Raw genomic sequence first — 23098 nt, forward strand, 5'->3', positions numbered from 1 at the left:
TTGATTCTTTATTTCAGTATATGCATACCCGTTATACAGCAGCTGGTGTTGGCGCCGGCAATGGGTCTGCGTAATGAGCCAGACCGAAATTGCGGGTCTGTGATTCTTCAGGATTTGCCACATGCCATTCAAATTCATCGCGGAAGTGGCGGATAGCTGCTGCTACCGGCCATGCTGCTGCATCGCCAAGCGGGCAGATAGTGTTTCCTTCAATTTTGCGTTGAATATCCCACAGTAAATCGATGTCGCTCATTTTGCCTTTACCATACTCGATGTTCTGCAGCACTTTCTTCATCCAGCCGGTGCCTTCACGGCAAGGGCTGCACTGACCGCAGCTTTCGTGGTGGTAGAAGCGGGCAAAGGTAAGGGTATTGCGCACAATACACTGGTCCTCGTCCATTACAATAAATCCGCCGGAACCCAGCATAGAGCCTGTTGCAAAGCCGCCATCGGCCAGGCTTTCATAGGTCATCATACGGGTTTCACCTTTTGCTGTTTTCAGCAGCAGGTTAGCCGGTAACACCGGAACGGAAGAACCGCCGGGGATACAGGCTTTCAGGCGTTTGTTATTTTTGATACCACCGCAGTATTCGTCGGAGTAGATGAATTCTTCTACGGAGATATTCATTTCTATCTCATAAACGCCGGGTTTGTTGATATTACCGCAGGCAGAAATGAGTTTGGTGCCGGTAGATTTGCCGGTACCGTATTTAATATATTCGTCGCCGCCGATGTTGATAATAGGCACTACTGCGGCGAGTGTTTCCACGTTATTTACTACGGTGGGCGATTGCCATAATCCTTTTACCGCGGGGAATGGTGGTTTGATGCGCGGATTACCGCGTTTCCCTTCCAGGGATTCTATCAGGGCAGTTTCTTCACCACAGATGTAAGCGCCTGCACCACGTTGTACGTATATTTCGAGATCGAAGCCGGTGCCCTGGATATTTTTACCCAGCCAGCCTTTATTTTTTGCTTCTGCAATGGCCTGTTCCAGGATGTCCGGAATCCAGGCGTATTCACCGCGGATGTAGATGTAGCAACTGTTAGCGCCGAGGGCAAAGCTGGAGATCAGTAATCCTTCAATGAGGAGGTGGGGGATGAATTCCATCAGGTAGCGGTCTTTGAACGTACCTGGTTCCGACTCATCTGCATTACAAACCAGGTAGCGCGGAACGCCTTCCGGTTTGGCGATGAAACTCCATTTCAGGCCGGTAGGGAAACCCGCACCGCCACGGCCTCTCAGGCCACTCTTCTTCACTTCATCCAGTACGCCGTCCGGCCCCAGGGTTTTCAGCGCTTTTTCAGCTGCAGCATAACCGCCGTTGCTCCGGTAGGTGTCATAGTACCGGATGCCTTCAATATGTGCTTTATCTAACAGTAATTTGCGTCCCATTGTCTTCCTTATGGTGTAATGTTACCGGTATTCCCGGCGCCATTATCAGATTTGTGTATATCTTTTATGCCTTACGTATGCCGTGTTGCGAAATGCGTTCTGCCAGTCTGTAAAACAGGAGCCCGGCACTTACGCCACAAATAACGGAAACCAGCCAGTTATCGATCCGCCATAATGCGGTGAGTAACGCCATCAGCAGTATTGCTTCCACTACCTGTAATTTGTGGCGCTGATACATTTCCTTAAAACGCATGATCAGGTTATTTTTTGGATGCATCAGTTGGCGTTTGCTTTAGATCTGCATTCTGCGATGATTTCATCTACTTTAGCCGGTGTAAGGTGCTCCCGGTAATGTTTTCCCAATTGCATCATGGGAGCATAACCACAGGCGCCGAGGCATTCCACCGTTTTAAGGGTAAACAGCCCGTCGGCGGTAGTTTCACCTACGCCGATACCCAGCTTATTTTTAATGTAATCAATGATCTGATCAGAACCACTTACCATGCACGGGCCTGTTTGGCACACCTCAAATAAATAGGTGCCTACCGGTTTCAGGTTAAACATGCTATAGAAAGTAGCTACCTCATACACTTCAATTGATTGCAGTTGCAGTAAAGTTGCAACGTAGTCCATTGTTTCTGCACTCAGCCATCCACCAAATGCTTCCTGAGCCAGGTGCAACACCGGTATCAACGCACTTTTCTGCTTCCCTTCCGGGTAGCGTGCAATGATTTCTTTTACTTTATTCAGTTTCTCTTCAGAAAATTGAACCACAGCCATTATTTTATTCAGCTTTAATCTTCGAAATATTCAATAGCGTAACTACGCATCCAGTTCACCTGCGATCAGGTTCAGACTACTCATACAAACGATCGCATCGCTCAACATGGCGCCTTCCACCAGCTCGGCGTAGGCCTGGTAGTAAATGAAGCATGGACGACGGAAGTGCAGCCTGTAAGGACTACGGCCACCATCGCTGATCAGGTAAAAACCAAGTTCGCCATTGGCGCCTTCCACTGCGTTGTACACTTCACCCGGAAGCATGTCTGCTTCACCCATCACAATTTTAAAGTGATAAATGAGCGCTTCCATCTTTGTATAAACATCCTGTTTTTCAGGGAGGTAATAAGCAGGTACATCTGCGTGGAACACATCTGCCGGCAGGCTTTTCACCTTATCCATGGCCTGGCGGATGATACTGAGACTTTCCCACATTTCCGCGTTACGCACCTGGAAACGGTCGTAGCTGTCGCCGGTAGTACCTACCGGTATGGAGAAGTCGAAATCCTGGTAAGAGCTGTAAGGATTGGCTACACGTACATCGTAATCCACGCCTGCTGCGCGCAGGTTTGGACCGGTGAAGCCGTAGCTGAGTGCCCTTTCTGCAGTAATAGCACCTACGCCCTGTGTACGTTCCATGAAGATACGGTTACGGGTAAGCAGGGTTTCAAACTCTTTCAGTACAGCAGGATATTCGTTCAGGAAGCGTTCTATTTTTGCGAAAGCTGCGGGCGTGAAATTTCTTTCAAAGCCGCCGATACGACCAATGTTGGTGGTAAGACGGGAACCGCAGATCTCTTCATATATTTCGTATATCAGTTCACGGTAGGTCATCACGTATACGAAACCGGTTAATGCGCCGGTATCTACTCCCATTACGGAGCTACAGATCAGGTGATCTGCAATACGCGCCAGCTCCATGATAATAACACGCAGATAATCCACTCTTTTAGGCGTTTCAATGCCCAGGAGCTTTTCTACGGTCAGTAACCAACCCATATTGTTAATAGGGGCAGAGCAGTAGTTTAAACGGTCTGTCAGTGGCGTGATCTGGTAATAGGGACGGCGTTCAGCGATCTTTTCAAATGCGCGGTGGATATACCCTACGGTAGAAACAGCGCTCACAATGCGTTCGCCATCGATTTCCAGAATGTTCTGAAATACGCCATGCGTGGCCGGGTGTGTAGGACCCAGGTTGAGCGTGGTCGTATCTTTTTCTATAGAGCCTTCCGGCAGCTTTATATGTTGTTTCTGATCTAACATAACCTCGTTGTATTAAAGATTTCCTCCCCTTCCAAACATCTCATCATCTTTATCAATACGCATGGAGTCTTCCAGCGGAAATTCCTTTCTCATGGGGAAATAGGTCATTTCGTCCACATTCAGCACACGGATCAGGTTGGGATGTCCTACAAAGTTGATCCCGTAGAAGTCGTAAGTTTCGCGTTCCATCCAGTTGGCCGATGCGTACAGCTGGGTAGCGGTAAAAACGTCCGGTTTGGCTACGGGTGTGAATACTTTCAGACGGAGCCTGATGTTATCCTGCAGGTTGTGTAGGTGATATACTACTGCCAGTTCTTCGTTTTTCCTGTCGGGATAATGCACTGCGGTGATATCCGTTAAAAAACGAAAACGCAATTCCTCATCATCAAACAGGAATTGCATTACTTTCAGGTTATAATCTTTCTGTGCGGTGAGGGTAAGCAGCCCAAACGGCTCTTCAAAGCCGGTTAGCACATCTCCAAACTTCTCCGTCAGGCGTTGCTGTATGCGTTCGTTTGTTAAAGACATTAACAATTTGAAATTTACGATTTACAATTAACCATTCCCCTCTCCTTACTTGATACCGTAAGACTCCATCAGTTCTTTATACCTGTCGGAGTTACGGCGGCGGAGACTTTCCTGGCCTACCAGGGCCTGTATTTTCATGAAGCCATCGATGATACCTTCCGGTCTTGGAGGGCATCCTGGCACATATACATCTACCGGGATCACCTGGTCGATTCCCTGTAATACAGAGTACGTATCAAATATACCACCGCTGGAAGCGCAGGCGCCTACGGCCATTACCCAGCGTGGCTCTGCCATCTGCAGGTATACCTGGCGCACAATAGGTCCCATTTTTTTGGAAATGGTCCCCATTACCATGAGTAAATCGCACTGGCGTGGCGTAAAGGCCATACGTTCTGCCCCGAAACGGGCCATATCGTAAGTAGCCGCCATGGTAGCCATGAATTCGATTCCACAGCAGGAGGTAGCAAATGGTAAAGGCCAGATGGAGTTTTTACGCGCCAAACCTATTACCTTGTCAAAAGAGGTGGCATAAAATCCTTCACCGGAATATCCCTCGGGGATTTCCACCATCTTCACCTTGTTATTATATTGAACCGGACGAGCCATTGGTTTTAATTTAAAGAGTTAATTAATCTTCCCATTTCAGAGCACCCTTCTTTGTGATATAGATAAATCCACACAAAAAGAAGCCCACAAACATCAGCACGGCCGTAAAGCCTTCCCATCCCAATTCCCTGAAATTAACCGCATAAGGGTAGAAAAAGATTACTTCTACATCAAATAACACGAAAAGAATAGCGGTCAGAAAGTATTTGATGGCTACCGGCTGGCGGGCGTTACCCTTTTGCTCGATACCACTTTCAAAGTTGATAAGCTTGTCGCTGGTTTTGCGTTTAGGACCTAAAAAGTGAGTAGCTAACATCGTGATCCCAACGAAACCTAAAGCAGCAATTAATTGCAGTACTATAGGGAAATAGCTAAAAGGAGTAGTCGTTGCTGACAAAAATACAGTTTCTGTATACATAAGCTTCCCGATAAAAACATTGTCCGAATGCGCAAAAATACTGTAAGTTGACCAATTATCAAATCTATTAAGAGTTAAAATATTATCTTTTTTCACCAACCGGAAACTAAAAAACCTCCTGCGGGTACAGGAGGTTTTTAGCAATTATATGTAATTAATAACTATTTCTTGTTCTGACCCTGCTTTGCAGCTGGTTTGGCGGCTGGTTTTTCACGGGCAGCCATATTTTCATTGATCTGTTTAACAGCGGTGTTATTCGGATCTAAGGCAGTCAGTTTATCAGCATATACTTTTACATTGGCTTTATCTTCCTTAAAGTAGTAGTATAACAGCTCATAAGTGTAAGCGTTGATCAGCGTACCCCTGTTTTTAGCAGGATCAACTTCAGAGATTTCTATGTATTTATCATAGAAAGGTTTTGCTACACCGGCCTGGGCCTGTGGATCTTTAGCAAAATTGCTCTGGCCTCTCCAGTAGTAACCGGTACCCAGCTCAGGTTTTGCTTCAATTACTTTCTGGAAAGCAGAATCGGCTTTAGCCAGCAAAGTAGTATCGAAAGGCTTAACATTTACGGCACCGTAGTAGTAGTTGATACCTACGTTGAAGTAATCGATCGCCTGCAGTTGCTCTTTATTAGCGAGAGATAATTCGTTCGCTTTTGCATACCATTCTGCCGCAGCAGTATAGTTACGGGCTCCTTTCAGCTGCTCTGCGATCTGGATAAAGGTTTCCGGATCTTTTGTAGTGATAGAACCTGCATATTTTTCCAGGTAAGCCAGGGCCTTTGTATTGTATTGGTTCTGGGTAGCGGAATCAGAAGATTTCAGCTTCATGTAGATGGCTGACAACAGTTTGTAATCCGCAGAATCCAGTTTGCTTTCTCCCACCTGCTGCACATAAGTATCCATTGTTTTCTGGGCGTTCAGGGAATCACCTTTCTGGAGGTAAGAGTCCCCGATCAGCAGTACCAACTGGTTCTTATAGGCGTCGGTGGCATTTGGCAATGCTGCCTGACCTTTACTGATAGCGGCATCATAATCTTTCTTGAAGAAAGAAATAGAAGCTGACAGCAGTTCATTCTTGGTTTTATCAGCAGGATCGGCTACCGCCATATATTTCTCCAGGTATTGCGCTGCATTTTCCCAGGAAAGCTGATCTTTTTTAGGAGTGGTGTAGAACAGGAACAGTTCATATAAGGCCGGACCATATTTCGGATCCATGTTGGTGGCTTTCGTATAATCTGCTACTGCTTCTGCTTTCAGCCTGGCGTTATAGTTCACCAAACCCTGTTTCATTACTGCTTCAGCGTTGTTTGGATCGAGTTCCAGTGCTTTTTCATAAGTGGTGATGGCTTTACCGCCGTTTTCACCACCGAGGAAGCGGTAAGCATCTCCCAGCTCAATATAATCGGCTGCAACGGGAGTATATTGTTCTTTTTTCTTACGGCCTTCGTTGTTCAGGAGTTTCTCCATTACAGTGAGGGCATAAGCGCGGTCGCCACCTTTGATTTCGCTGTTTGCATCAGCAATAGCGCGGGCAACATCTCCATCGCGGCCCTGTGTGGCGGCGCTGGCGGCATCAAATTTCTGTTTTGCGGCGGCGGCATTACCATTGATCAGATCAATACGGCCCATACCAGCCTGCAGTAAAGCAGATGTGGGTACTGCCTGTAAGCCTTTCTGGAAGGTAGCAGCAGCACCTGCAGCATCATCCATTCCGAGTTGGGCTATACCGAGGTAATAATACGCTTTGTCTTCCGTAGGCTTTGCTGCGATCACTTTCTCTAAATTCTGCTTGGCAGACAGGTACTTACCGTAATACAGGTCTTTCAGTCCGTCCTCCACAGATTGGGCCATCACACCGCTTGAGGCGGCGCAAAGCAATGCTACGATTAAACTTTTCCGTTTGTTCATGCAATCTGGTTTTTTAGTTTTAGTTGTGTTTTTCTTCTACTTAAGGTTGGCTTCCCTGAATACTACATTCAATCTCGCCGGGAATAAACGGAACTGCTTCATTACCAGCTGTCCCTCATAACTACCGAGAAAGGTTGCAAATCCACTGCCAAGTCCATGATATGGTTCTTTCAGGCAATAGAAGAAGCCGCGTTTTAACGGATAGGTGCCAATACCAATATAGGCCTGGTATGGCTTAACAAATTCTGAACCATTGTCTGCTCTTAGTCTGACTACAGATACCTCACGTGTAAAAGCCATAGACAATGAATCGTTCGGATCAGAGATCCAGCTAACACCTATAACACCAATCGCGTCTTTGTTTTTTGTCACATAATCCACCACTTCCGGGTTGGTTTTCGCAGCCATTGTATTGGTTGGCAGAGGTTTACCCTTGTTGATGGAATCCATGATATACCGCACGGTGCTTGAGTTGGCATTGTCAAACACCAGTTGCCACTTCCTGTCTTTATTGGTGCCGTCCATAATCTCACGTACCTGATTCATATTCAACACAGAATCAGGATTCTCCTTATTTACCACCAGCGCAAGCGCGTCCCAGGCAAGTAAAAGGCTGTTAGGCGTAATTTTGATTTGCTTGAAGTAATCGCGTTCCTGCTGGTTGAAATCGCGGGTAACGATTACCAGGCGGGCACTATCATTTAAAAGATCTTTAAAGCAATCAGCCTCCGGTTTATAGGTAGGGATGATATGTGCTTTTGGATACAGCGATTGAAAAACTTTTATTTCCGAATCAATCAGCGGCTTATATGTCTCATCCACACTTATATGGATGGTGCCTTCTGTAGCTGTATCTAATTTTTTCGCATTTGGATTCTGTCCGCAAGCGGCCATCATCAATGTAATAGCTGCTAAATATACAGCATTCATTCTTTCTAAACTGAAAAACATATTACACCTCTTTAGTTCCTGTTAAAAAAAAGTTTTCTCACTCCATTATAAACCCTAAAGAGGCCGTAAACTATTAAAACCGCACCAACAATACTCATCATCTGTGGCGATATTCTGAATTCCCCGAATCCCAGTTTCTCCGCAAAGATTGCGAACAAACCAAAGAGGATAAAAAATATTCCCCTGATCAGCTCACCCATTGGCCGATACCTGTTTTCCTGCCGTCTGCTTGTTTGTTCTTCGTGTGTTTCCATGTTGCGAATTACAATTATACAAAAAATAATTTTTTAATCGGTCATAGAGAATTTTAGAGGAATGTTAAAAAACTGACTTAAAACCGCACCCTTTTGCTTGTCCAGCCGCAATTTGAGGCATTTTTTCAACATGTTGTTATTTTTTGATTTACAATATGATCATTTACTGACTATTACAATTTGCGGCAAATACTTCTTTGTAACTCATAAATCCCCGTTTTTTTCTTCTAATTCCTGTTAAAAGATGCAAATACACCCACATTTCCATAATATCTTGTAGGTTTGCGGCCTGATATTCAAATATTCATCCGCATGAAGATATTGATGGTTTGCCTGGGTAATATTTGCCGCTCCCCCCTTGCAGAAGGGATTATGAGGCACCTGGCAGCAACAAGGGGACTGGACTGGGAAATTGATTCTGCCGGTACCGGTAACTGGCACGTGGGCCATTCACCAGATCACCGCTCCATAAAGGAAGCCCGGAAAAATGGTGTGGATATCACCGGCTTACGGGGCAGGCAGTTCCAGACCGCCGATTTTGATACCTTTGACCGCATCTATGTAATGGACAGGAATAATTATGCCGATGTGCTACGCAAAGCCCGGAACAACTCGGATAAAGCAAAAGTAGCCTTCCTGCTGCCGGATCAGCAGGATGTACCTGACCCCTGGTTTGACGATGCCCTGTTTGCACCTGTTTATAAAATGATCTATCAGGCCTGTGAAAACATCGCAGACCAGCAACCATAAAACTTTTAATATTTTTCAGAGATGATAAAGCCCGGTATTCCTAAAGGCACCCGTGATTTTGGCCCGGTGGTAGTGAGAAAACGTAATTATATTTTCCAGACCATCCGCGAAACCTTTGAGGTATTTGGTTTCCAGCCGTTGGAAACACCCGCGATGGAGAATTTATCCACCCTCACCGGCAAGTACGGAGAGGAAGGAGATAAACTGATGTTCAAAGTACTGAACAACGGAGAGATCTATAACGAAGCCCATCAGGCTAAAGATAATAAGGAACTCGTTTCCGCCATTACTGAAAAAGCATTGCGCTACGACCTCACCATTCCATTCGCACGCTACGTGGTAATGAACCAACACGAACTGGCCCTTCCCTTTAAACGCTACCAGATGCAACCCGTATGGCGCGCAGACAGACCACAGAAAGGCCGCTACCGCGAGTTTTATCAATGTGACGCCGACGTGGTGGGCAGCAATTCCTTACTTAATGAAGTAGAATTACTGCTGATATATGATACCGTGCTAACAAAACTTGGCTTGCAGGGTTATGAATTACGCATCAACAACCGTAAAATATTATTCGGCCTCGCTGAAGTGATCGGTAAAACGGAATTACTCACCGATATTACCATCTCCATAGATAAACTTGATAAAATTGGTGCAGACGGCGTAAGAAAAGAATTACAGGAACGAGGTTTAACCACTGCCGATATTGATACCATCGAAAAGTTCCTGGCGATTGAAGGGAGCAGCGAAGACAAACTGGCACAACTGAAAGAACTCCTTCAGTCTTCTTCCACCGCGTTAAAAGGTATTGAAGAATTGTCGTTTGTGCTCAACTCCGGCTATGCTACCTTCAATACCACTCCCATCATTGATGTGACGCTTGCACGTGGACTTAACTACTACACCGGATTAATCGTGGAAGTAAAAGCCCCGGCTACCGTGAAAATGGGCAGCATTGGCGGTGGTGGCAGATATGATGACCTCACCGGCCTCTTTGGCCTGCCAGGTATTTCCGGCGTAGGGATCTCCTTTGGCGTTGACCGTATTTACGATGTGCTGGAAGAACTGAAACTATTCCCGCAAACGGCGCAGCAATCTACCAAAGTATTATTCCTCAACCTGGGAGAAGCCAGTTCCCGCGCAGCTTTCAGCTATATGATGCAATTACGTCAGCAGGGCGTTGCCGCGGAGTTATTCCATGAACCAGCGAAGATGGATAAACAAATGAAGTATGCAGATAAAAGAGCGATTCCTTATGTCATTATCCTCGGGGAATCTGAACTGCAGGAAAACCTGGTAAGCGTGAAAAACCTCACCACGGGCCAGCAGGAGAAGATCAGCGGGGCGGAATTGATTAGCTACGCATTTTGATTCAAGCAATAAAAAAGAAGGCCGTTTGTATGATACAAACGGCCTTCTTTTTTTATAACAACCTGTTTATTTCGCGTGACGTTTTGCAAACTCCGCTTTGGCATCTTCAAGATACTTTACGAAGGCGTCTACATTTTCTTTCGGATCATAGCCATAACCGATGTTCAGCAGTGCATTACCTTCCAGGTCTACCGGAATGTAGTATGGCTGCGAGTTACGGTTAAACTTGGTGATCTGGATATCCTGGTTCTTCAACCCAACATCCTTTACATTCAACCCTGAAGTTTTAGACTCATACCTTTCCTCATCGGAAAGCTTTGTCTTCTCATCGGTGTACAAAGAAGCCACGATAAAATCGTTGCGCAGGATCTTCATCACTGCAGGATTGGATAATACCGACTTTTCAAACTTACGGCAGTTTACGCACGTATGCCCGGTAAAGTCAATCATCAATGGCTTGTTAGCCACTTTAGCTGCTGCCAGCGCTTCTTCATAATCAAAGAAAACATGCTCCACGCCGGGAATTTCAGAATGCAGGATATCCACCAGCTTCTTCGGTTTTACAGTGTTGGCATTGTTGCCGCCGCCAGTACCGCCACCTTCGCCGCTTTCCAGTGCTGCCTGTATATTTACCAGTGATTTGTTGAGATTAAAATCCTGAGAGCCTTCATGCGGCAGGAATCCACTGATTCCTTTCAGCGGGGCGCCCCACATACCAGGCACCATGTACACCGTGAATGTAAACGCAGCAATGGCAAAACAGAGACGGGTTACTGTGAGGAAAGGCACATCGCTGTCGTGGCTCAGTTTCAGCTTACCAATCAGGTACAGCGTGAGCAACGCAAAAATGGCAATCCACAGCGCCAGGAATATTTCACGGTCCAGCAGGTTCCAGTGATAAGCCATATCCACATTAGACAGGAATTTCAACGCCAATGCCAGTTCCAGGAAGCCCAGCGTAACTTTCACTGCATTCAGCCAGCCGCCGGATTTGCCGATCTTATTCAGCAAACTCGGGAACAGGGCGAATAGGGAGAATGGTATAGCCAATGCCAGCGAGAAGCCAAACATCCCGACCAGCGGGCCGGAGTTTCCTCCTTTTGCCGCCAGCACCAACAGGTTACCCAAAATAGGACCTGTACAGGAGAAAGACACAATTGCCAGCGTAAGCGCCATAAAGAAAATACCCGCCATACTACCCATGCCCGCTTTAGAGTCAGACACATTGGCCCAGGAGCTGGGTAAGCTGATTTCAAAGGCGCCCAGGAACGAGAACCCAAACAACAGGAAGATCACAAAGAAGATCATGTTGGCGATGCCATTGCTGGCCAGTGAGTTCAGCGCACTGGCACCAAATATTTTGGTGATCAGGAAACCCAGCAGGGTGTAGATAACGATGATTGACAGGGAATAAGTAAATGCGTTCTTGATACCTTCTGCCCTTGTTTGGCTACGTTTGGTGAAGAAGCTTACTGTAATGGGAATCATGGAGAATACGCAAGGCGTGATCAGCGCAATGAATCCACCGCCAAAGCTGGCGATAAAGATCCACCACAAAGATTTGTTAGATGCGTCGTCGTCCGCTATGCCGCCTTTTACAGCAGCGGTACCTGCAGTATCAGCGCCTGCTTTCGCGGCGGCAGGATCTCCTGTAGGCACTTCAAAAGTGGTTTCTTCAGGTACCGCATCCTCTCCCTTCAGCACCATGTAAGTAATGGTGCCGGAAAGTTTGGAAACGGGTCCGGTGGCTTTTACCGCTGCCACCAGTTCTACCTCATTTTCAAAATATTTGATGTCCAGATTATCGAATAATGGTTCTTTGCGGTTTTCCAGTTTACCATTCTCTGTGATACCTGTAATAGTGGCTTTTACGCTGCTATCCAGTACTACCCTGGTATTAGGATCATCGTTTCCCATTGTGGTGGAAAAAAGCAACCAGCCTTTTTCTACAGTGCCCTTCAGATGCAGCACATATTCCTGGTCAGTTTTCTTTTCTGCAGAAAACTGCCATTTAACAGGCTTCGGGCTTGCGTCCTGCGCGTTTGCACTAAGTGCGAACAGGGCAAAGACAGGTATTAGAAATGAAAGCAAATGCTTCATATAGTCAATAGGCTTTAAATAATATAAATCTGAGAAAACAAGAAACGAGTTCCGTTGAGGAACTCGTTTTGCAAGTATTGTTATCAGTTACCGGATTCAATTTATTTTCCTCCAACACTTACTGCAAATTCCACTTCTTTCGGTGGCAGGCACTGATGGTCATCACAAACCATGTACTCCACAGATCCTTTTACTTTGGTAGCGGCTTTGCCTTTTACCGTTACTTTTTGTACAAAGTCTACAGAGCTTTCGTAGAATTTCAGTTCTGAGTTAAAGTTTTTGTCGAATGACTTATGCAGTTTACCTACTTCTTCCACCTTACCTACAGCGGCAGTCAGTGGATTTTTGGTGAACTTAAACGAGGTAGCTACCGGACCTTCTCCCGCTTCCTGTGCGTACAGATGCCAGCCGGCATCAATCGTAGCAGTAGCGTGTACTTCGTAGGTAGTGGCATTCACCTTCTTCGCTGTAAAGCTCCATTTTACCGGGTTCTCTATCTGTGCACTTGCCAGGATGGGCAAGGCGAATAAAGCCAGTGCTGTTAATAATTTTTTCATGCTTTTCTTTTTAATTGGTTGGTTGATTTTAATCTATCTAGTTGTTATTGATCAGACTTTGTAAGATCAGCTGCCCGTCCGTATTACCCAGGGCCAGGCTTGTAGCCCTTTCCGGGTGAGGCATCATACCAAAAACATTTCTTGCTTTGTTACAGATGCCTGCTATGTTACGGATGGCGCCGTTATGGTTAGCAGTTTCAATAATGTTGCCAAACTCATCGCAGTAGCGGAATAACACCTGGTTGTTCTTAAACAGCTCATCCAGGGTAGCGTCGTCGGCATAGTAACGGCCTTCTCCGTGTGCGATCGGGATCATTAATGGTCTGCCGGCTACATCTTTGGTGAGGGATGCAGTGGTATTTTCGCTTTTCAGGTATACATTTTTGCAGATGAACTGCTGGTGCTGGTTCTGTAATAATACGCCCGGCAGAAGACCTGCTTCACATAATACCTGGAAACCGTTGCAAACACCAATGACACGGCCACCTTTGTTGGCAAATTCAATCACACTCTGCATCATAGGGCTAAATTTCGCAATAGCGCCGCAACGCAGGTAGTCGCCAAAGGAAAAGCCGCCCGGTAATACGATACAATCTTCTGTGCTGAATGCGCTCAGGTCTTTATCCTTATGCCACAGTTCTATAACTTCCTGTCCCAGGTCATTACGCAGGGAATCAATCATATCATGATCACAATTAGAACCGGGAAAGGTGACAACGCCAAATTTCATCTGAAAATGTTTTGTGTTTATGTGTAAATAATGCTTTTAAAAAACGTTTTTTTCCACATTTTTGCCACCATTTATACGAATGACAAAACTAATGGGAAAGGACAAAATTACTTCGCCGTTCGCAATTTTCCATTGCCGTTTGTCCTGATTTAACAAATTACTGGTAATCAGGCCCTTAAAATGGGGGAATCAGCTGAAATATTGCATAACAATCACATATGCCAGTGCAAAGAAGTGGATAATGTTGGCAAAAGTGTCGTTGGTAACCGACCAGAATACGTTACCGGCGAACATGGAAATCGGCAAAACTGCCAGTACCCAGTAGGCTGCTGAAAAGTGAACATTAAAGAACGGTATCATCATGGCTACCAGTACATATATGATGAGTGCCGCCCATATTTTACGGCCCTGTATCAGCATTTTTTTAAGCGGGCGCTGCAACAGCAGCCATCCTATCACGAAAAAGAGCAAACAGGCGATCATGGCGCCCCAAACCTTATAATCGGTGATCATGGGCAACGAGGCGCCCATATTCGGGATTTTCCAAAGAAGGGTCATCTGACCGGTGAGGAACAGGTAGGTGCCCATCAGGTATAACGGACAAATCAGGCCCAGCAGGGCAATGATCCATTCCGCCAGCCGGAAAGCCCGCATAATCAGCATGCTGGACAGCAACAAAGAACAGAATATAACAGAAGGAAAATAAAAGAGCCCGCTTATCCCCAGTGCAAACCCGATATTAAACACTACATCACGGGCGGAGGTACGTGTATACAACTCCGTTATACTGGTAAATACCCACAACATGATGAGGTTTACGATCAGTGCCGGAGAAAATACGTTCCAGCTTTGCAGCATGGACGTAAACAGCAGGTAACACATGGCCGGCAGGTAAGTAGGCCGCGGAAATAACCGGTGATGATTAATGATACGGGTGAAAAGCAGGGATTGCAGAAACAACAGTAAAACTGCCATCGACGTAAACACCAGCGGGCTGCCGCCTGTAAACGTATGCATCCATTTCACCAGCAGGTGATACAAAAGCCCTTCTGATCCGTCTGCCATATAGGTAGATGGGTGGATCAGATAGTAAAACTTAACAACCAGCGTGTATATTAACAACAGCAATACCGTTAGCGGATTGCCTGAGCGGAAAAATCTTATCACAGTGCAAAGGTGTGATTAAAAGTCAATTTTAGCAAAGCAAATATAATTCCTGTAAATGCATGGTATCACTACCGTACGGCCACTGATTTGTTTGCCATACCGGGGCATCCAGGTGAAACCCTTATCCAGGTTACGCAGCGTAGGCATGCGGTTCACTTTACCTCCCGGGGCCAGACTTACATCCGTCAACATATAATTCCTTCTGTCCAGTTCATTATACAGAAAACGTAATTCGCTGCCCACGTTTACCATCAGGTAAGACAGGTACAGGTCGGCGTTATCGTCATACTGGCTCTTATGAACAAAGTTATTCCACTGCATATTGCCCTCATCGTCGAAAGACAATACCGCTACGTTATCATAGTGATAACGCAATCCCTGTGAATTATTCCAGTAGTAGGGATTGTAGTACATGGAAGAGTAAGGCGAGTAGTAATAGGGGGCGTACATGCCGCCGTAAGGACTGCCGTACATATAATTCCACCGGTTCCAGGGCTGGTAGCGGGAAGAGGTGGAGAAAGATTCTGCCGTAAGGAGGAATCCACCGTTACTGGTATTGATGATCTTACGGATGAAGTAGTCGTTAAAGGCCGCGGCGGTGCTGGATTCCCCACGGGCGTTCATTTTCAGGTCATCGGGGAATACCTGCGATTTCTCATACACCGTTTTATGATTGGCGTAGTCGTACTTGTACAGATACAAGCCATCTACATTTCCCCTTTTCTGTTTATAATAAAAAGCGGTGACCAGAGCCGTTTGCTTATTATTATCAAGCTTCATTTTCACTTCATCCAGCAGCTGTGCTTTGAAGGCCATTACAGAGGTTTCAAAGCTGTCGACCAGCGAACGTTTCACGACCATACTGCCGCTCACCACATAGTCGCGGTTGGACGTGCGTTCCAGCTTATTAAAGAGCAGGTCGCCGGTATTGGTAAGATTAAAGTTGCTGAGGAACTGTTTCTTTTGCATGGGCATGGATAAACGGCTGTTGTTCACCAGGCTCATGGCACTGTCGTACAGGAAGGTATAGAATACGTTGTTGTTTTCGTTATCCTGGTTGATCTTATACACCATGATGCGGTTCTTATCTTCCGATACTTCAACAGAATATACTTTGTTCTCTTTGGAGTAGATACCGATGCGGGTGGAGTCGATCAGGATGGGTGCATCTGCAAATTTAGCTTCCGGCGACATGGTGGCGCAGAAACTGTATACCGCATCCTTGCGCTGGAATTGGTAGATCATCAGCACTTTATCCGGATAGGCCACAAAATCCATACTGATCACCTTACGGGGCAGGAAGTCCAGTTTAACCCTTTCTTTCAGCTGCATCGCATTGTCATATACAGACACCACATAGTCGCCGCGGTCTGTTTTATACACCAGTATATTCCCTGCTACCTTGCCAATAATTTCAAACTCGGTGCTTTTATAGTCGTCCTTCTCCGGTTCAGAATAGGTTATTTTCTGTGCCGTTGCTGCTGTGCCGGCGAAAAGCAGCAACAATAATAACTGTAGGCGGTATAGCGTATGCATGCGGTTATATAGATTTCAGATATTTTTGTGATAATGCAGATGGCCCATTTGCATGTGCCATTTTCAAACTTACATTAAAATTCAGAAATTAACTTGTCAATTTAAAGCCGGTAAGTCCTGCTTTTACATAAATTCCAAAAGGCCCGATTTATTGTGTATTTTTAATAAATTATTTTAAAAAAGCAGCTATTATTGGATGGAAACCGTTATTATAACCGGTGGAACAGGACTTATAGGGACGGCATTAACCCGGCTGCTGCTGGAGCGCGGCTATAAGGTGATTATTCTCAGCAGGCGTCCTGATAAACGCAGCAACACGAATGTAACATATGCCCACTGGAACGTGGAATCCCAAACCATAGATAAAGAAGTTATTCAACAGGCGGATTATATCGTACACCTGGCGGGCGCCAACGTGGGAGAGAAACGTTGGACAGCAGCGCGTAAACAGGAAATCATTGACAGCCGTACCCAAAGCAGTGAATTAATTTTCACTGCACTTAAAAACTTCCCCAACAAGGTAAAGAAGGTGATCAGCGCTTCGGCAACAGGTTATTATGGCGACTTTACAGACCACATCTTCACCGAAACAGACCCTCCTGCTACCGACTACCTGGCCACCACCACCCATACCTGGGAACAAAGCATTTCCAAAGTAACTACACTTGATAAAAAGCTGGTGATTTTCCGGACCGGCATTGTGCTCAGCCCCGATGGCGGCGCTTTAAAGGAATTCTACAAACCATTGCGGTTTGGATTTGCCACCATACTTGGATCTGGCGAACAATTTGTTCCCTGGATACATATTCACGACATTGTACGGTTGTACTTCAATGCTATTGTGAACGACCGGCTGGAAGGCGTTTACAATGCAGTGGCGCCCAATCCTGTTACCAACCGTGAACTGATACTCAGTATGGCCCGGATGGCCAAAGGACGCAGCTTTATGACTACCTATGTACCTGCTTTTGCCCTGAAACTGGCATTGGGGGAAATGAGTGTGGAAGTATTGAAAAGCGTGAAAGCGTCTGCCGACAAAATACAACGAACCGGTTTCCAGTATTCTTATCCTACCATTAACGATGCAATGGAGCAGCTGTTTAGCCGATAACGGTTTTCTCCATAGCAGCAGCTTTCAGTAAGCATTCTTCCCATTCTTTTTCCGGATCACTGTAAAAAGTGATGGCAGATCCGGTCTGAAAAGAGAGGTAGCGGTTATCTGCGTTGTACAGTATGCTGCGGATCACCACATTAAAGTCGAAATCACCTGCCGGCGTAATATATCCTATGGCTCCGGAGTAAAGTCCCCGGCGGGTTTGCTCATATTGTTCAATCAGTTGCATCACCCTTAATTTTGGCGCGCCTGTCATGGATCCCATCGGGAAAGCATTCCGCAATACTTCCGTGAAGGGCGTTTCGGGAGATAATTGTGCGGAGACGGTAGAAATCATGTGATGCACATGGGCAAAGGAATAGATGCCAAACAGTTCTGTTACTTCCACGGTGCCCTGCAAGGCAGTATGGGATAAATCGTTGCGAACAAGATCTACTACCATTACATTTTCTGCACGTTCTTTCGCACTGTTCAGCAGGTCCTGTTGCAGCTGGCGGTCTGTTACCGGGTCTGCATCTTTCCGGCTGGTGCCTTTAATCGGCTGGGAGATAACGGTGTTGCCTTTCTTTTGCACAAACCGTTCCGGGCTGGAACAGGCGAGGTAACGGTGATGCAGGCGATAATATGCGGCAAAAGGCGATGGCGACAAGGCATTGAGCCGGGTAAATAAAGCCGGTGGATGTATGCTGATATTTTCCATGAAGTTTTCGCGGCAGAAATTAACTTCATAACAATCGCCCTGCAGGATGTGTTGTTGCAGGTTTTTCACTGCAGCAATATAGCGTTGGTGATCCAGGCGGCTTTGCAGCGGCTGCACCAGGGAAGTAACTACGGGTGATGTATCCGGCGGCGTGCGCAAAACGGCTGTAAGGACTTCCTGCGCGTCTTCCCTGGTAAAGGCTTCTCCACCGATATGCACCTGGTTTTTTTGCAGTTGTATGATGATGCGGGGCACAAAAAAGTGCATATCCGGAAAACCGATACCATCGTAGTGGTGTGAATGCAGACCTGCCGTTTCGTTTTTGAGATCATAGGCAAGGTGCCCGAAGAGCCAGCCGGCGTGTGTTTGATGGAATTGCTGTAAAGCGGGGAATGCGTTGCCGGCGTTTACTTCGAGGGTATGCAGTGCATCTGCAGCGAGTATGGCTTCATATTGATGCCAGGGAGAATCGTAATTATTATTGTCTAAAAAACAACAAATGTTGAACTGGTTTCCCCAATCCAACATTTGTTGCTTAAATATTTTCTGATTATCAACCGGAAAAGTGTGAAATATCCTGATAACAATCGTGTTTAGTGCTTAAAAATCATCATCGTCATCATCAAAACGATCGTTGAACAGATCCATGTCTTTGAATTCATCATCGATACCCAGATCGTCGTCATCATCGGCTTTTTTGCTGCCAGTGCTGGGACGGCCGCGTTTACCTTTCGACTTAGGCATGTCAAACTCCTCAAAATCAGGATCATAATCATCATCTTCTCCTTTCTCCCACGCATCATCTACATCATCCTCCTCATCTGCGTCGTCTTCTTCCTCATCATCATCTTTACGTTTTGATTTGGATGCAGACTTATCTGATTTCTTTGAGGCAGATTTGGAAGGTTTCACATCTTCATCCTCCTCCTCCTCATCATCATCATCCACCTCTTTCTTAGGCTTGGCCGCAGCTTTGGGAGCTTCTTTTGCAGTCTTAGGAGAAGTAGTTTTTTTGGTCTCTTTCTCTTTATCAGATTTTGATTTCATAATAGGTTACCTTATTTCTTTGCCGTAAAGTTTTAATAGTTTTTTTTATTCGCCAAATTTTTTTTGCTGTTTTTTTTCCTTACTTTTTGGTTCTACTTTTCAAGGATCTGATCGCGCCCAGGTCCGTTGGAAACGTATTTCACGGGAACGCCCAGATACGTGTCTACTGCTGTAACAAATGCTTTCATCTCCGCTGGTAACTCGTTGAACTGCTGACAGGTAGAAGTTTTATCACTCCATCCTTTAAATGTTTCCCAGACTGGTTTAATGTCCAGACCGTTAATCTGGAAAGGCAGTTGCTTTGTTTGTTTTCCGTCAATTTCATAAGCGGTGCAGGCGAGTACCTCGTCGAATTCGTCGAGCACGTCGCTTTTTGTCATTACCAGTTGGGTAACGCCGCTCAGCATACAGGTATAATTCAGCGCTACCAGGTCGATCCAGCCGCAACGGCGTGGACGGCCGGTTACCGCACCAAATTCATGGCCTGCAGAACGCAGTTTCTCGCCGGTTGCATCATGCAGTTCGGTAGGGAAAGGACCGCTACCAACGCGGGTGCAATAGGCTTTGGTAACACCAATCACTTCTCTGATCCACTGTGGAGCAATACCTAAACCGGTACATACGCCGGCAGAAATGGTATTGGAAGAAGTAACAAAAGGATAAGTACCAAAATCCACGTCCAGCATACTTCCCTGGGCGCCTTCAGCCAATACTTTTTTACCGGCTTTCAGTTTCTCATTCAGGAAATATTCGCCGCTTACCACATTCATTTGCTGCAGGAAAGGGATGGCTTCGAAGAATTCAGCTTCCCAGTTGGCAATATCTTCTGAAAATTCATTTATATCGTACTGACATAACAGCTGCAGGTGTTTCTGCTTCAGTTTTTCGTACAGTGTTTTAAAATCGGGGGATAAAACATCACCTACGCGTAAACCATTTCTGCCGGTTTTATCCATGTAAGCAGGGCCGATACCTTTTAAAGTAGAACCTATTTTATCATTTCCTTTCGCTATTTCAGACGCCTTGTCCAGCGCGCGGTGTGTAGGAACAATGATATGGGTTTTTTCAGCAATAAACAGATTTTTTGTCAGATCTACTCCCAGGGCTGAAATATCTTCGCTTTCTTTTTTGAAAGCTACAGGGTCCAGCACCACGCCGTTACCGATCAGGTTGATGGTCTTATCATGAAATACACCGGATGGAATGGTGCGCAATACTACTTTCTGACCGTTTACATACAAAGTGTGACCAGCATTTGGTCCACCCTGGAAACGGGCAATCACGTCGTACCTGCCGGCAAAATAGTCCACAATCTTACCCTTGCCTTCGTCGCCCCATTGCAGGCCTAACAAAACGTCTACCATAATGATTTAATTAAATATCGGAGGTTTGTTGCTTTAAAAGAAGTCGCAAAATTAAGGCGAATATTAAGAATTACAAACAAATTACTAATTACACACCGGAATTGCGGATAAAAGGGAAGATTTCATCAAGATCTTCTGAAATCTTCCCTTTTACCCGCCCTTCTTTATTTGCTGTTTGTATTTTTTACTTTAAGATTCTTCGAGGCGCTGGATAGATTGTATTCCATCGAGCGTTTTAAGCCTGTCCACGAGCTCGTCCAGTTCTTCCTTATCGTGAACATATACTTTGATCAAACCCTCAAATAAGCCTTCTTTTGACTCAATGCTGAGGGCGGAGATATTAATCTTCAGTTCACCGGAAATAATGTTGGTGATTTTGTGGATCACCCCTACATCATCCATCCCGATAATGCGCAAGCCTGTCAGGAAGGAAATTTCACGGTTCTTCACCCATTTGGTTTTTACCACGCGGTGGCCATAATTAGCCAGCAGCTGTGCGGCATTGGGGCAGTTGGTACGGTGTATCTTCAACCCCTCGCTGGCAGTGATAAAACCAAATACGTCATCTCCCGGGATCGGGCGGCAGCAGTTCGCCAGTTTGTAGGCGATTTTATCCGAGCTTTCACCGAAAATGATCAGTTCTGCATCCTTTTTGGAAGGCAGCTGGTGTTTTACATGTTCTTCCGGTACGTGTTCCGGTACTTTCACCGGTTTTGGGGGTTCCAGTTTATCGCCCAGTACAGAAAACTGCTTGAGTTCTTTCAGATCAATGTTGCGGACCGCCACCTGGTAATATAAATCCAGCGGGGACGGTTGTTTATAGAACTGTACCAGTTCATTGATATTATGCTGACTGAAAGAAATATTCATGTGCGACAGCTTACGCTCCAGTGCTGCCTTTCCGTCCATCGCCACTTTCCGCTTTTCTTCCTTCAGCGCATCCTTGATCTTGGATTTGGCTTTGGCGGTGAGCACAAAGTTCAGCCAGTCTTCCGAAGGCTTCTGTTTATTGGAGGTAATGATTTCCACCTGGTCTCCGCTGCGCAGTTTATGGCTCAGGGGCACCAGTTTGTAATTCACTTTGGCGCCGATACATTTGTTACCCACGGCACTATGGATAGAGTATGCAAAGTCAAGCGCAGTGGAGTTTACCGGCAATATTTTCAGATCCCCTTTGGGGGTATACACATAAATTTCTTCTGTGAACAGGTTACTCTTAAAATCCGCGAGGAAGTCGAGCGTATTGGAATCGGGGTTGTTCAGGATTTCCCGGATCTGGGTGAACCACTGATCAAATTTAGATTCCTGCTGGGCGGAGGCATTGCTGCCTTCCTTGTACCGCCAGTGTGCGGCCACCCCTTTTTCCGCATAGTCGTTCATGCGTTTGGAGCGGATCTGCACTTCCACCCATTTACCACTGGGACCCATTACGGTTACGTGCAACGCCTCGTACCCATTGGATTTAGGGTTGCTGAGCCAGTCGCGGGTTCTTTCCGGGCTTGGGTGGTAAAAGTCGGTAATAATGGAATACACCTTCCAGCAATCTGCCTTTTCCTTATCTATCGCGGAATCCAGGATGATACGGATGGCAAAAAGGTCATATACTTCTTCAAAGGCAACGCCTTTTGTTTTGATCTTATTATGGATGGAATGAATGGATTTCGGGCGGCCATAAATCTCGAATTCAAATCCTTCATCCTGCAGCACCTCTTTGATTGGCTTGATAAACTCGTTGATATAGCGGGTGCGTTCGCGTTTGGTTTCTTTGAGACGCTTGGCTATTTCACGGTAGGTTTGCTGCTCCGTGTATTTCATGGCCAGGTCTTCCATTTCGGATTTAATATTGTATAACCCGAGACGGTGGGCCAGCGGCGCATAAATGAACACGGTTTCAGAAGCTATTTTCAGTTGCTTTTCGCGGCTCATGCTGTCGAGCGTACGCATATTGTGCAGCCTGTCTGCCAGCTTGATCAGGATCACCCTGGGGTCATCTGCCAGCGTCAGTAATATTTTCTTGAAGTTTTCTGCCTGTGCGGTGCTGGTACTGGAGTCTATTACGGTAGATATTTTTGTGAGACCATCTACAATGTGAGCGATCTCATTCCCGAACTCGCGGGACACATCTTCCAGTGTTACTTCGGTATCTTCCACGGTATCGTGGAGCAGGGCACATATGGCGGAGCGTACGCCAAGGCCTATTTCTTCCACGCAGATCTGCGCTACGGCCAGCGGATGCAAGATATAAGGTTCCCCGGATTTACGCCGCATTTCCTTGTGTGCATCTGCTGCCATTTCAAAAGCAGTACGTACCAGCTCCCTGTCGCCTTTTTTCAAACGGGGCTTCAACGCCCTCAATAAAGCACGGTAATGCCGAACGATTTCCTTCTTTTCCTGCTCTTCGTCTAAATTATATTTTTGTACAACCACTGTTTCCATTGCAATAAAGTTACGATTTAATATAATCTGAAAGAAAAAACAGGGTGCTGCAAAAAAACACCCACCCTTTGCCGGGATAAACCGGAAAGGGCGGGCAGGTTGATTATCAGGCGG

At 46.0% G+C, this 23098-nt stretch carries 22 protein-coding genes; 3 read left to right on the forward strand and 19 right to left on the reverse strand.

What is annotated here, in order from left to right; translation table 11 throughout:
• Window positions 1–31: 31 nt before the first annotated feature.
• The 10 genes from nuoF to ACLHR0_RS04390 all read right to left on the reverse strand — a co-directional run bounded on the left by nuoF (window position 32) and on the right by ACLHR0_RS04390 (window position 8112).
• Window positions 32–1396: an NADH-quinone oxidoreductase subunit NuoF gene (gene nuoF / locus ACLHR0_RS04345; protein WP_429044718.1), complete on the reverse strand. Its 1365-nt coding sequence runs from the start codon at window positions 1394–1396 to the stop codon at window positions 32–34.
• Window positions 1397–1460: 64 nt separating this feature from the next.
• Window positions 1461–1649, reverse strand: coding sequence for a hypothetical protein (locus ACLHR0_RS04350; protein ID WP_420987513.1), 189 nt, complete (start codon window positions 1647–1649; stop codon window positions 1461–1463).
• A 23-nt stretch (window positions 1650–1672) separates the two neighbouring features.
• Window positions 1673–2176 carry an NADH-quinone oxidoreductase subunit NuoE family protein gene (locus ACLHR0_RS04355; protein ID WP_079469428.1) on the reverse strand — a complete coding sequence of 168 codons (504 nt, stop codon included), beginning with the start codon at window positions 2174–2176 and terminating at the stop codon, window positions 1673–1675.
• A 42-nt stretch (window positions 2177–2218) separates the two neighbouring features.
• Window positions 2219–3439 carry an NADH-quinone oxidoreductase subunit D gene (locus ACLHR0_RS04360; RefSeq protein WP_370909273.1) on the reverse strand — a complete coding sequence of 407 codons (1221 nt, stop codon included), beginning with the start codon at window positions 3437–3439 and terminating at the stop codon, window positions 2219–2221.
• A gap of 12 nt (window positions 3440–3451) precedes the next feature.
• On the reverse strand, window positions 3452–3967 hold the full coding sequence (locus ACLHR0_RS04365; RefSeq protein ID WP_079469430.1) for an NADH-quinone oxidoreductase subunit C: 516 nt from the start codon (window positions 3965–3967) through the stop codon (window positions 3452–3454).
• 45 nt (window positions 3968–4012) lie between these two features.
• Window positions 4013–4576: an NADH-quinone oxidoreductase subunit B gene (locus ACLHR0_RS04370; RefSeq protein ID WP_142683785.1), complete on the reverse strand. Its 564-nt coding sequence runs from the start codon at window positions 4574–4576 to the stop codon at window positions 4013–4015.
• A gap of 22 nt (window positions 4577–4598) precedes the next feature.
• On the reverse strand, window positions 4599–4994 hold the full coding sequence (locus ACLHR0_RS04375) for an NADH-quinone oxidoreductase subunit A (RefSeq protein ID WP_079470052.1): 396 nt from the start codon (window positions 4992–4994) through the stop codon (window positions 4599–4601).
• Window positions 4995–5155: 161 nt separating this feature from the next.
• Window positions 5156–6907, reverse strand: a complete 1752-nt coding sequence (locus ACLHR0_RS04380) for a hypothetical protein (RefSeq protein WP_429044714.1) — start codon at window positions 6905–6907, stop codon at window positions 5156–5158.
• 36 nt (window positions 6908–6943) lie between these two features.
• Window positions 6944–7858: a substrate-binding domain-containing protein gene (locus ACLHR0_RS04385; RefSeq protein ID WP_370909271.1), complete on the reverse strand. Its 915-nt coding sequence runs from the start codon at window positions 7856–7858 to the stop codon at window positions 6944–6946.
• Window positions 7859–7869: 11 nt separating this feature from the next.
• Window positions 7870–8112: a hypothetical protein gene (locus tag ACLHR0_RS04390; RefSeq protein ID WP_370909270.1), complete on the reverse strand. Its 243-nt coding sequence runs from the start codon at window positions 8110–8112 to the stop codon at window positions 7870–7872.
• 312 nt (window positions 8113–8424) lie between these two features.
• On the opposite strand from ACLHR0_RS04390, the gene ACLHR0_RS04395 reads away from it, so the two are divergent.
• Together ACLHR0_RS04395 and hisS are read left to right on the forward strand one after the other, a co-directional pair.
• Complete coding sequence (locus ACLHR0_RS04395; RefSeq protein WP_429044711.1) at window positions 8425–8862, forward strand: low molecular weight protein-tyrosine-phosphatase; 438 nt, start codon at window positions 8425–8427, stop codon at window positions 8860–8862.
• Between the two features lie 21 nt (window positions 8863–8883).
• Entirely contained in the window at window positions 8884–10233 is a 1350-nt protein-coding gene (hisS, locus tag ACLHR0_RS04400; RefSeq protein ID WP_436484990.1) for a histidine--tRNA ligase, read from the forward strand.
• Between the two features lie 66 nt (window positions 10234–10299).
• Here the strand turns inward: hisS and ACLHR0_RS04405 are convergent, their stop codons facing one another.
• From ACLHR0_RS04405 to ACLHR0_RS04425, 5 genes are all read right to left on the reverse strand, one after another.
• Window positions 10300–12333 (reverse strand): protein-disulfide reductase DsbD family protein, encoded by a 2034-nt coding sequence (locus tag ACLHR0_RS04405; protein ID WP_436484992.1) that lies wholly within the window; start codon window positions 12331–12333, stop codon window positions 10300–10302.
• A gap of 101 nt (window positions 12334–12434) precedes the next feature.
• The gene (locus ACLHR0_RS04410; protein WP_370909266.1) at window positions 12435–12890 is read right to left on the reverse strand and encodes a protein-disulfide reductase DsbD domain-containing protein; all 456 of its coding nucleotides are present in this window, start codon (window positions 12888–12890) and stop codon (window positions 12435–12437) included.
• A gap of 37 nt (window positions 12891–12927) precedes the next feature.
• Window positions 12928–13620, reverse strand: a complete 693-nt coding sequence (gene purQ / locus ACLHR0_RS04415) for a phosphoribosylformylglycinamidine synthase subunit PurQ (protein WP_089892832.1) — start codon at window positions 13618–13620, stop codon at window positions 12928–12930.
• A 189-nt stretch (window positions 13621–13809) separates the two neighbouring features.
• Window positions 13810–14787 carry a hypothetical protein gene (locus ACLHR0_RS04420; protein WP_436484995.1) on the reverse strand — a complete coding sequence of 326 codons (978 nt, stop codon included), beginning with the start codon at window positions 14785–14787 and terminating at the stop codon, window positions 13810–13812.
• Window positions 14788–14802: 15 nt separating this feature from the next.
• Window positions 14803–16323, reverse strand: a complete 1521-nt coding sequence (locus tag ACLHR0_RS04425; protein WP_370909264.1) for a hypothetical protein — start codon at window positions 16321–16323, stop codon at window positions 14803–14805.
• A gap of 196 nt (window positions 16324–16519) precedes the next feature.
• Between ACLHR0_RS04425 and ACLHR0_RS04430 the strand changes: the two genes are divergently transcribed.
• Window positions 16520–17434, forward strand: coding sequence for a TIGR01777 family oxidoreductase (locus ACLHR0_RS04430; protein WP_436484997.1), 915 nt, complete (start codon window positions 16520–16522; stop codon window positions 17432–17434).
• Here the strand turns inward: ACLHR0_RS04430 and ACLHR0_RS04435 are convergent.
• The 4 genes from ACLHR0_RS04435 to ACLHR0_RS04450 form a co-directional block, all read right to left on the reverse strand.
• Window positions 17424–18665, reverse strand: a complete 1242-nt coding sequence (locus tag ACLHR0_RS04435; protein WP_436484999.1) for an anthranilate synthase component I family protein — start codon at window positions 18663–18665, stop codon at window positions 17424–17426. The genes ACLHR0_RS04430 and ACLHR0_RS04435 overlap by 11 nt on opposite strands.
• Before the next feature lie 72 nt (window positions 18666–18737).
• The gene (locus tag ACLHR0_RS04440) at window positions 18738–19184 is read right to left on the reverse strand and encodes a hypothetical protein (RefSeq protein ID WP_436485001.1); all 447 of its coding nucleotides are present in this window, start codon (window positions 19182–19184) and stop codon (window positions 18738–18740) included.
• A 92-nt stretch (window positions 19185–19276) separates the two neighbouring features.
• A complete protein-coding gene (locus ACLHR0_RS04445) occupies window positions 19277–20548 on the reverse strand; it encodes an adenylosuccinate synthase (protein ID WP_370909260.1) in 1272 nt (423 codons plus the stop codon).
• A 189-nt stretch (window positions 20549–20737) separates the two neighbouring features.
• Window positions 20738–22984, reverse strand: a complete 2247-nt coding sequence (locus ACLHR0_RS04450; RefSeq protein WP_436485003.1) for a RelA/SpoT family protein — start codon at window positions 22982–22984, stop codon at window positions 20738–20740.
• Window positions 22985–23098 lie beyond the last annotated feature (114 nt).

The sequence above is a fragment of the Chitinophaga sp. ARDCPP14 genome (genome assembly GCF_051362515.1).
Classification (GTDB): domain Bacteria; phylum Bacteroidota; class Bacteroidia; order Chitinophagales; family Chitinophagaceae; genus Chitinophaga.

Coding starts and splice junctions, on each gene's coding strand:
- nuoF (WP_429044718.1), bottom strand. CDS start 1,396: ATGGGACGCAAATTACTGTTAGATAAAGCACATATTGAAGGCATCCGG.
- ACLHR0_RS04350 (WP_420987513.1), bottom strand. CDS start 1,649: ATGCGTTTTAAGGAAATGTATCAGCGCCACAAATTACAGGTAGTGGAA.
- ACLHR0_RS04355 (WP_079469428.1), bottom strand. CDS start 2,176: ATGGCTGTGGTTCAATTTTCTGAAGAGAAACTGAATAAAGTAAAAGAA.
- ACLHR0_RS04360 (WP_370909273.1), bottom strand. CDS start 3,439: ATGTTAGATCAGAAACAACATATAAAGCTGCCGGAAGGCTCTATAGAA.
- ACLHR0_RS04365 (WP_079469430.1), bottom strand. CDS start 3,967: ATGTCTTTAACAAACGAACGCATACAGCAACGCCTGACGGAGAAGTTT.
- ACLHR0_RS04370 (WP_142683785.1), bottom strand. CDS start 4,576: ATGGCTCGTCCGGTTCAATATAATAACAAGGTGAAGATGGTGGAAATC.
- ACLHR0_RS04375 (WP_079470052.1), bottom strand. CDS start 4,994: ATGTATACAGAAACTGTATTTTTGTCAGCAACGACTACTCCTTTTAGC.
- ACLHR0_RS04380 (WP_429044714.1), bottom strand. CDS start 6,907: ATGAACAAACGGAAAAGTTTAATCGTAGCATTGCTTTGCGCCGCCTCA.
- ACLHR0_RS04385 (WP_370909271.1), bottom strand. CDS start 7,858: ATGTTTTTCAGTTTAGAAAGAATGAATGCTGTATATTTAGCAGCTATT.
- ACLHR0_RS04390 (WP_370909270.1), bottom strand. CDS start 8,112: ATGGAAACACACGAAGAACAAACAAGCAGACGGCAGGAAAACAGGTAT.
- ACLHR0_RS04395 (WP_429044711.1), top strand. CDS start 8,425: ATGAAGATATTGATGGTTTGCCTGGGTAATATTTGCCGCTCCCCCCTT.
- hisS (WP_436484990.1), top strand. CDS start 8,884: ATGATAAAGCCCGGTATTCCTAAAGGCACCCGTGATTTTGGCCCGGTG.
- ACLHR0_RS04405 (WP_436484992.1), bottom strand. CDS start 12,333: ATGAAGCATTTGCTTTCATTTCTAATACCTGTCTTTGCCCTGTTCGCA.
- ACLHR0_RS04410 (WP_370909266.1), bottom strand. CDS start 12,890: ATGAAAAAATTATTAACAGCACTGGCTTTATTCGCCTTGCCCATCCTG.
- purQ (WP_089892832.1), bottom strand. CDS start 13,620: ATGAAATTTGGCGTTGTCACCTTTCCCGGTTCTAATTGTGATCATGAT.
- ACLHR0_RS04425 (WP_370909264.1), bottom strand. CDS start 16,323: ATGCATACGCTATACCGCCTACAGTTATTATTGTTGCTGCTTTTCGCC.
- ACLHR0_RS04430 (WP_436484997.1), top strand. CDS start 16,520: ATGGAAACCGTTATTATAACCGGTGGAACAGGACTTATAGGGACGGCA.
- ACLHR0_RS04435 (WP_436484999.1), bottom strand. CDS start 18,665: ATGTTGGATTGGGGAAACCAGTTCAACATTTGTTGTTTTTTAGACAAT.
- ACLHR0_RS04440 (WP_436485001.1), bottom strand. CDS start 19,184: ATGAAATCAAAATCTGATAAAGAGAAAGAGACCAAAAAAACTACTTCT.
- ACLHR0_RS04445 (WP_370909260.1), bottom strand. CDS start 20,548: ATGGTAGACGTTTTGTTAGGCCTGCAATGGGGCGACGAAGGCAAGGGT.
- ACLHR0_RS04450 (WP_436485003.1), bottom strand. CDS start 22,984: ATGGAAACAGTGGTTGTACAAAAATATAATTTAGACGAAGAGCAGGAA.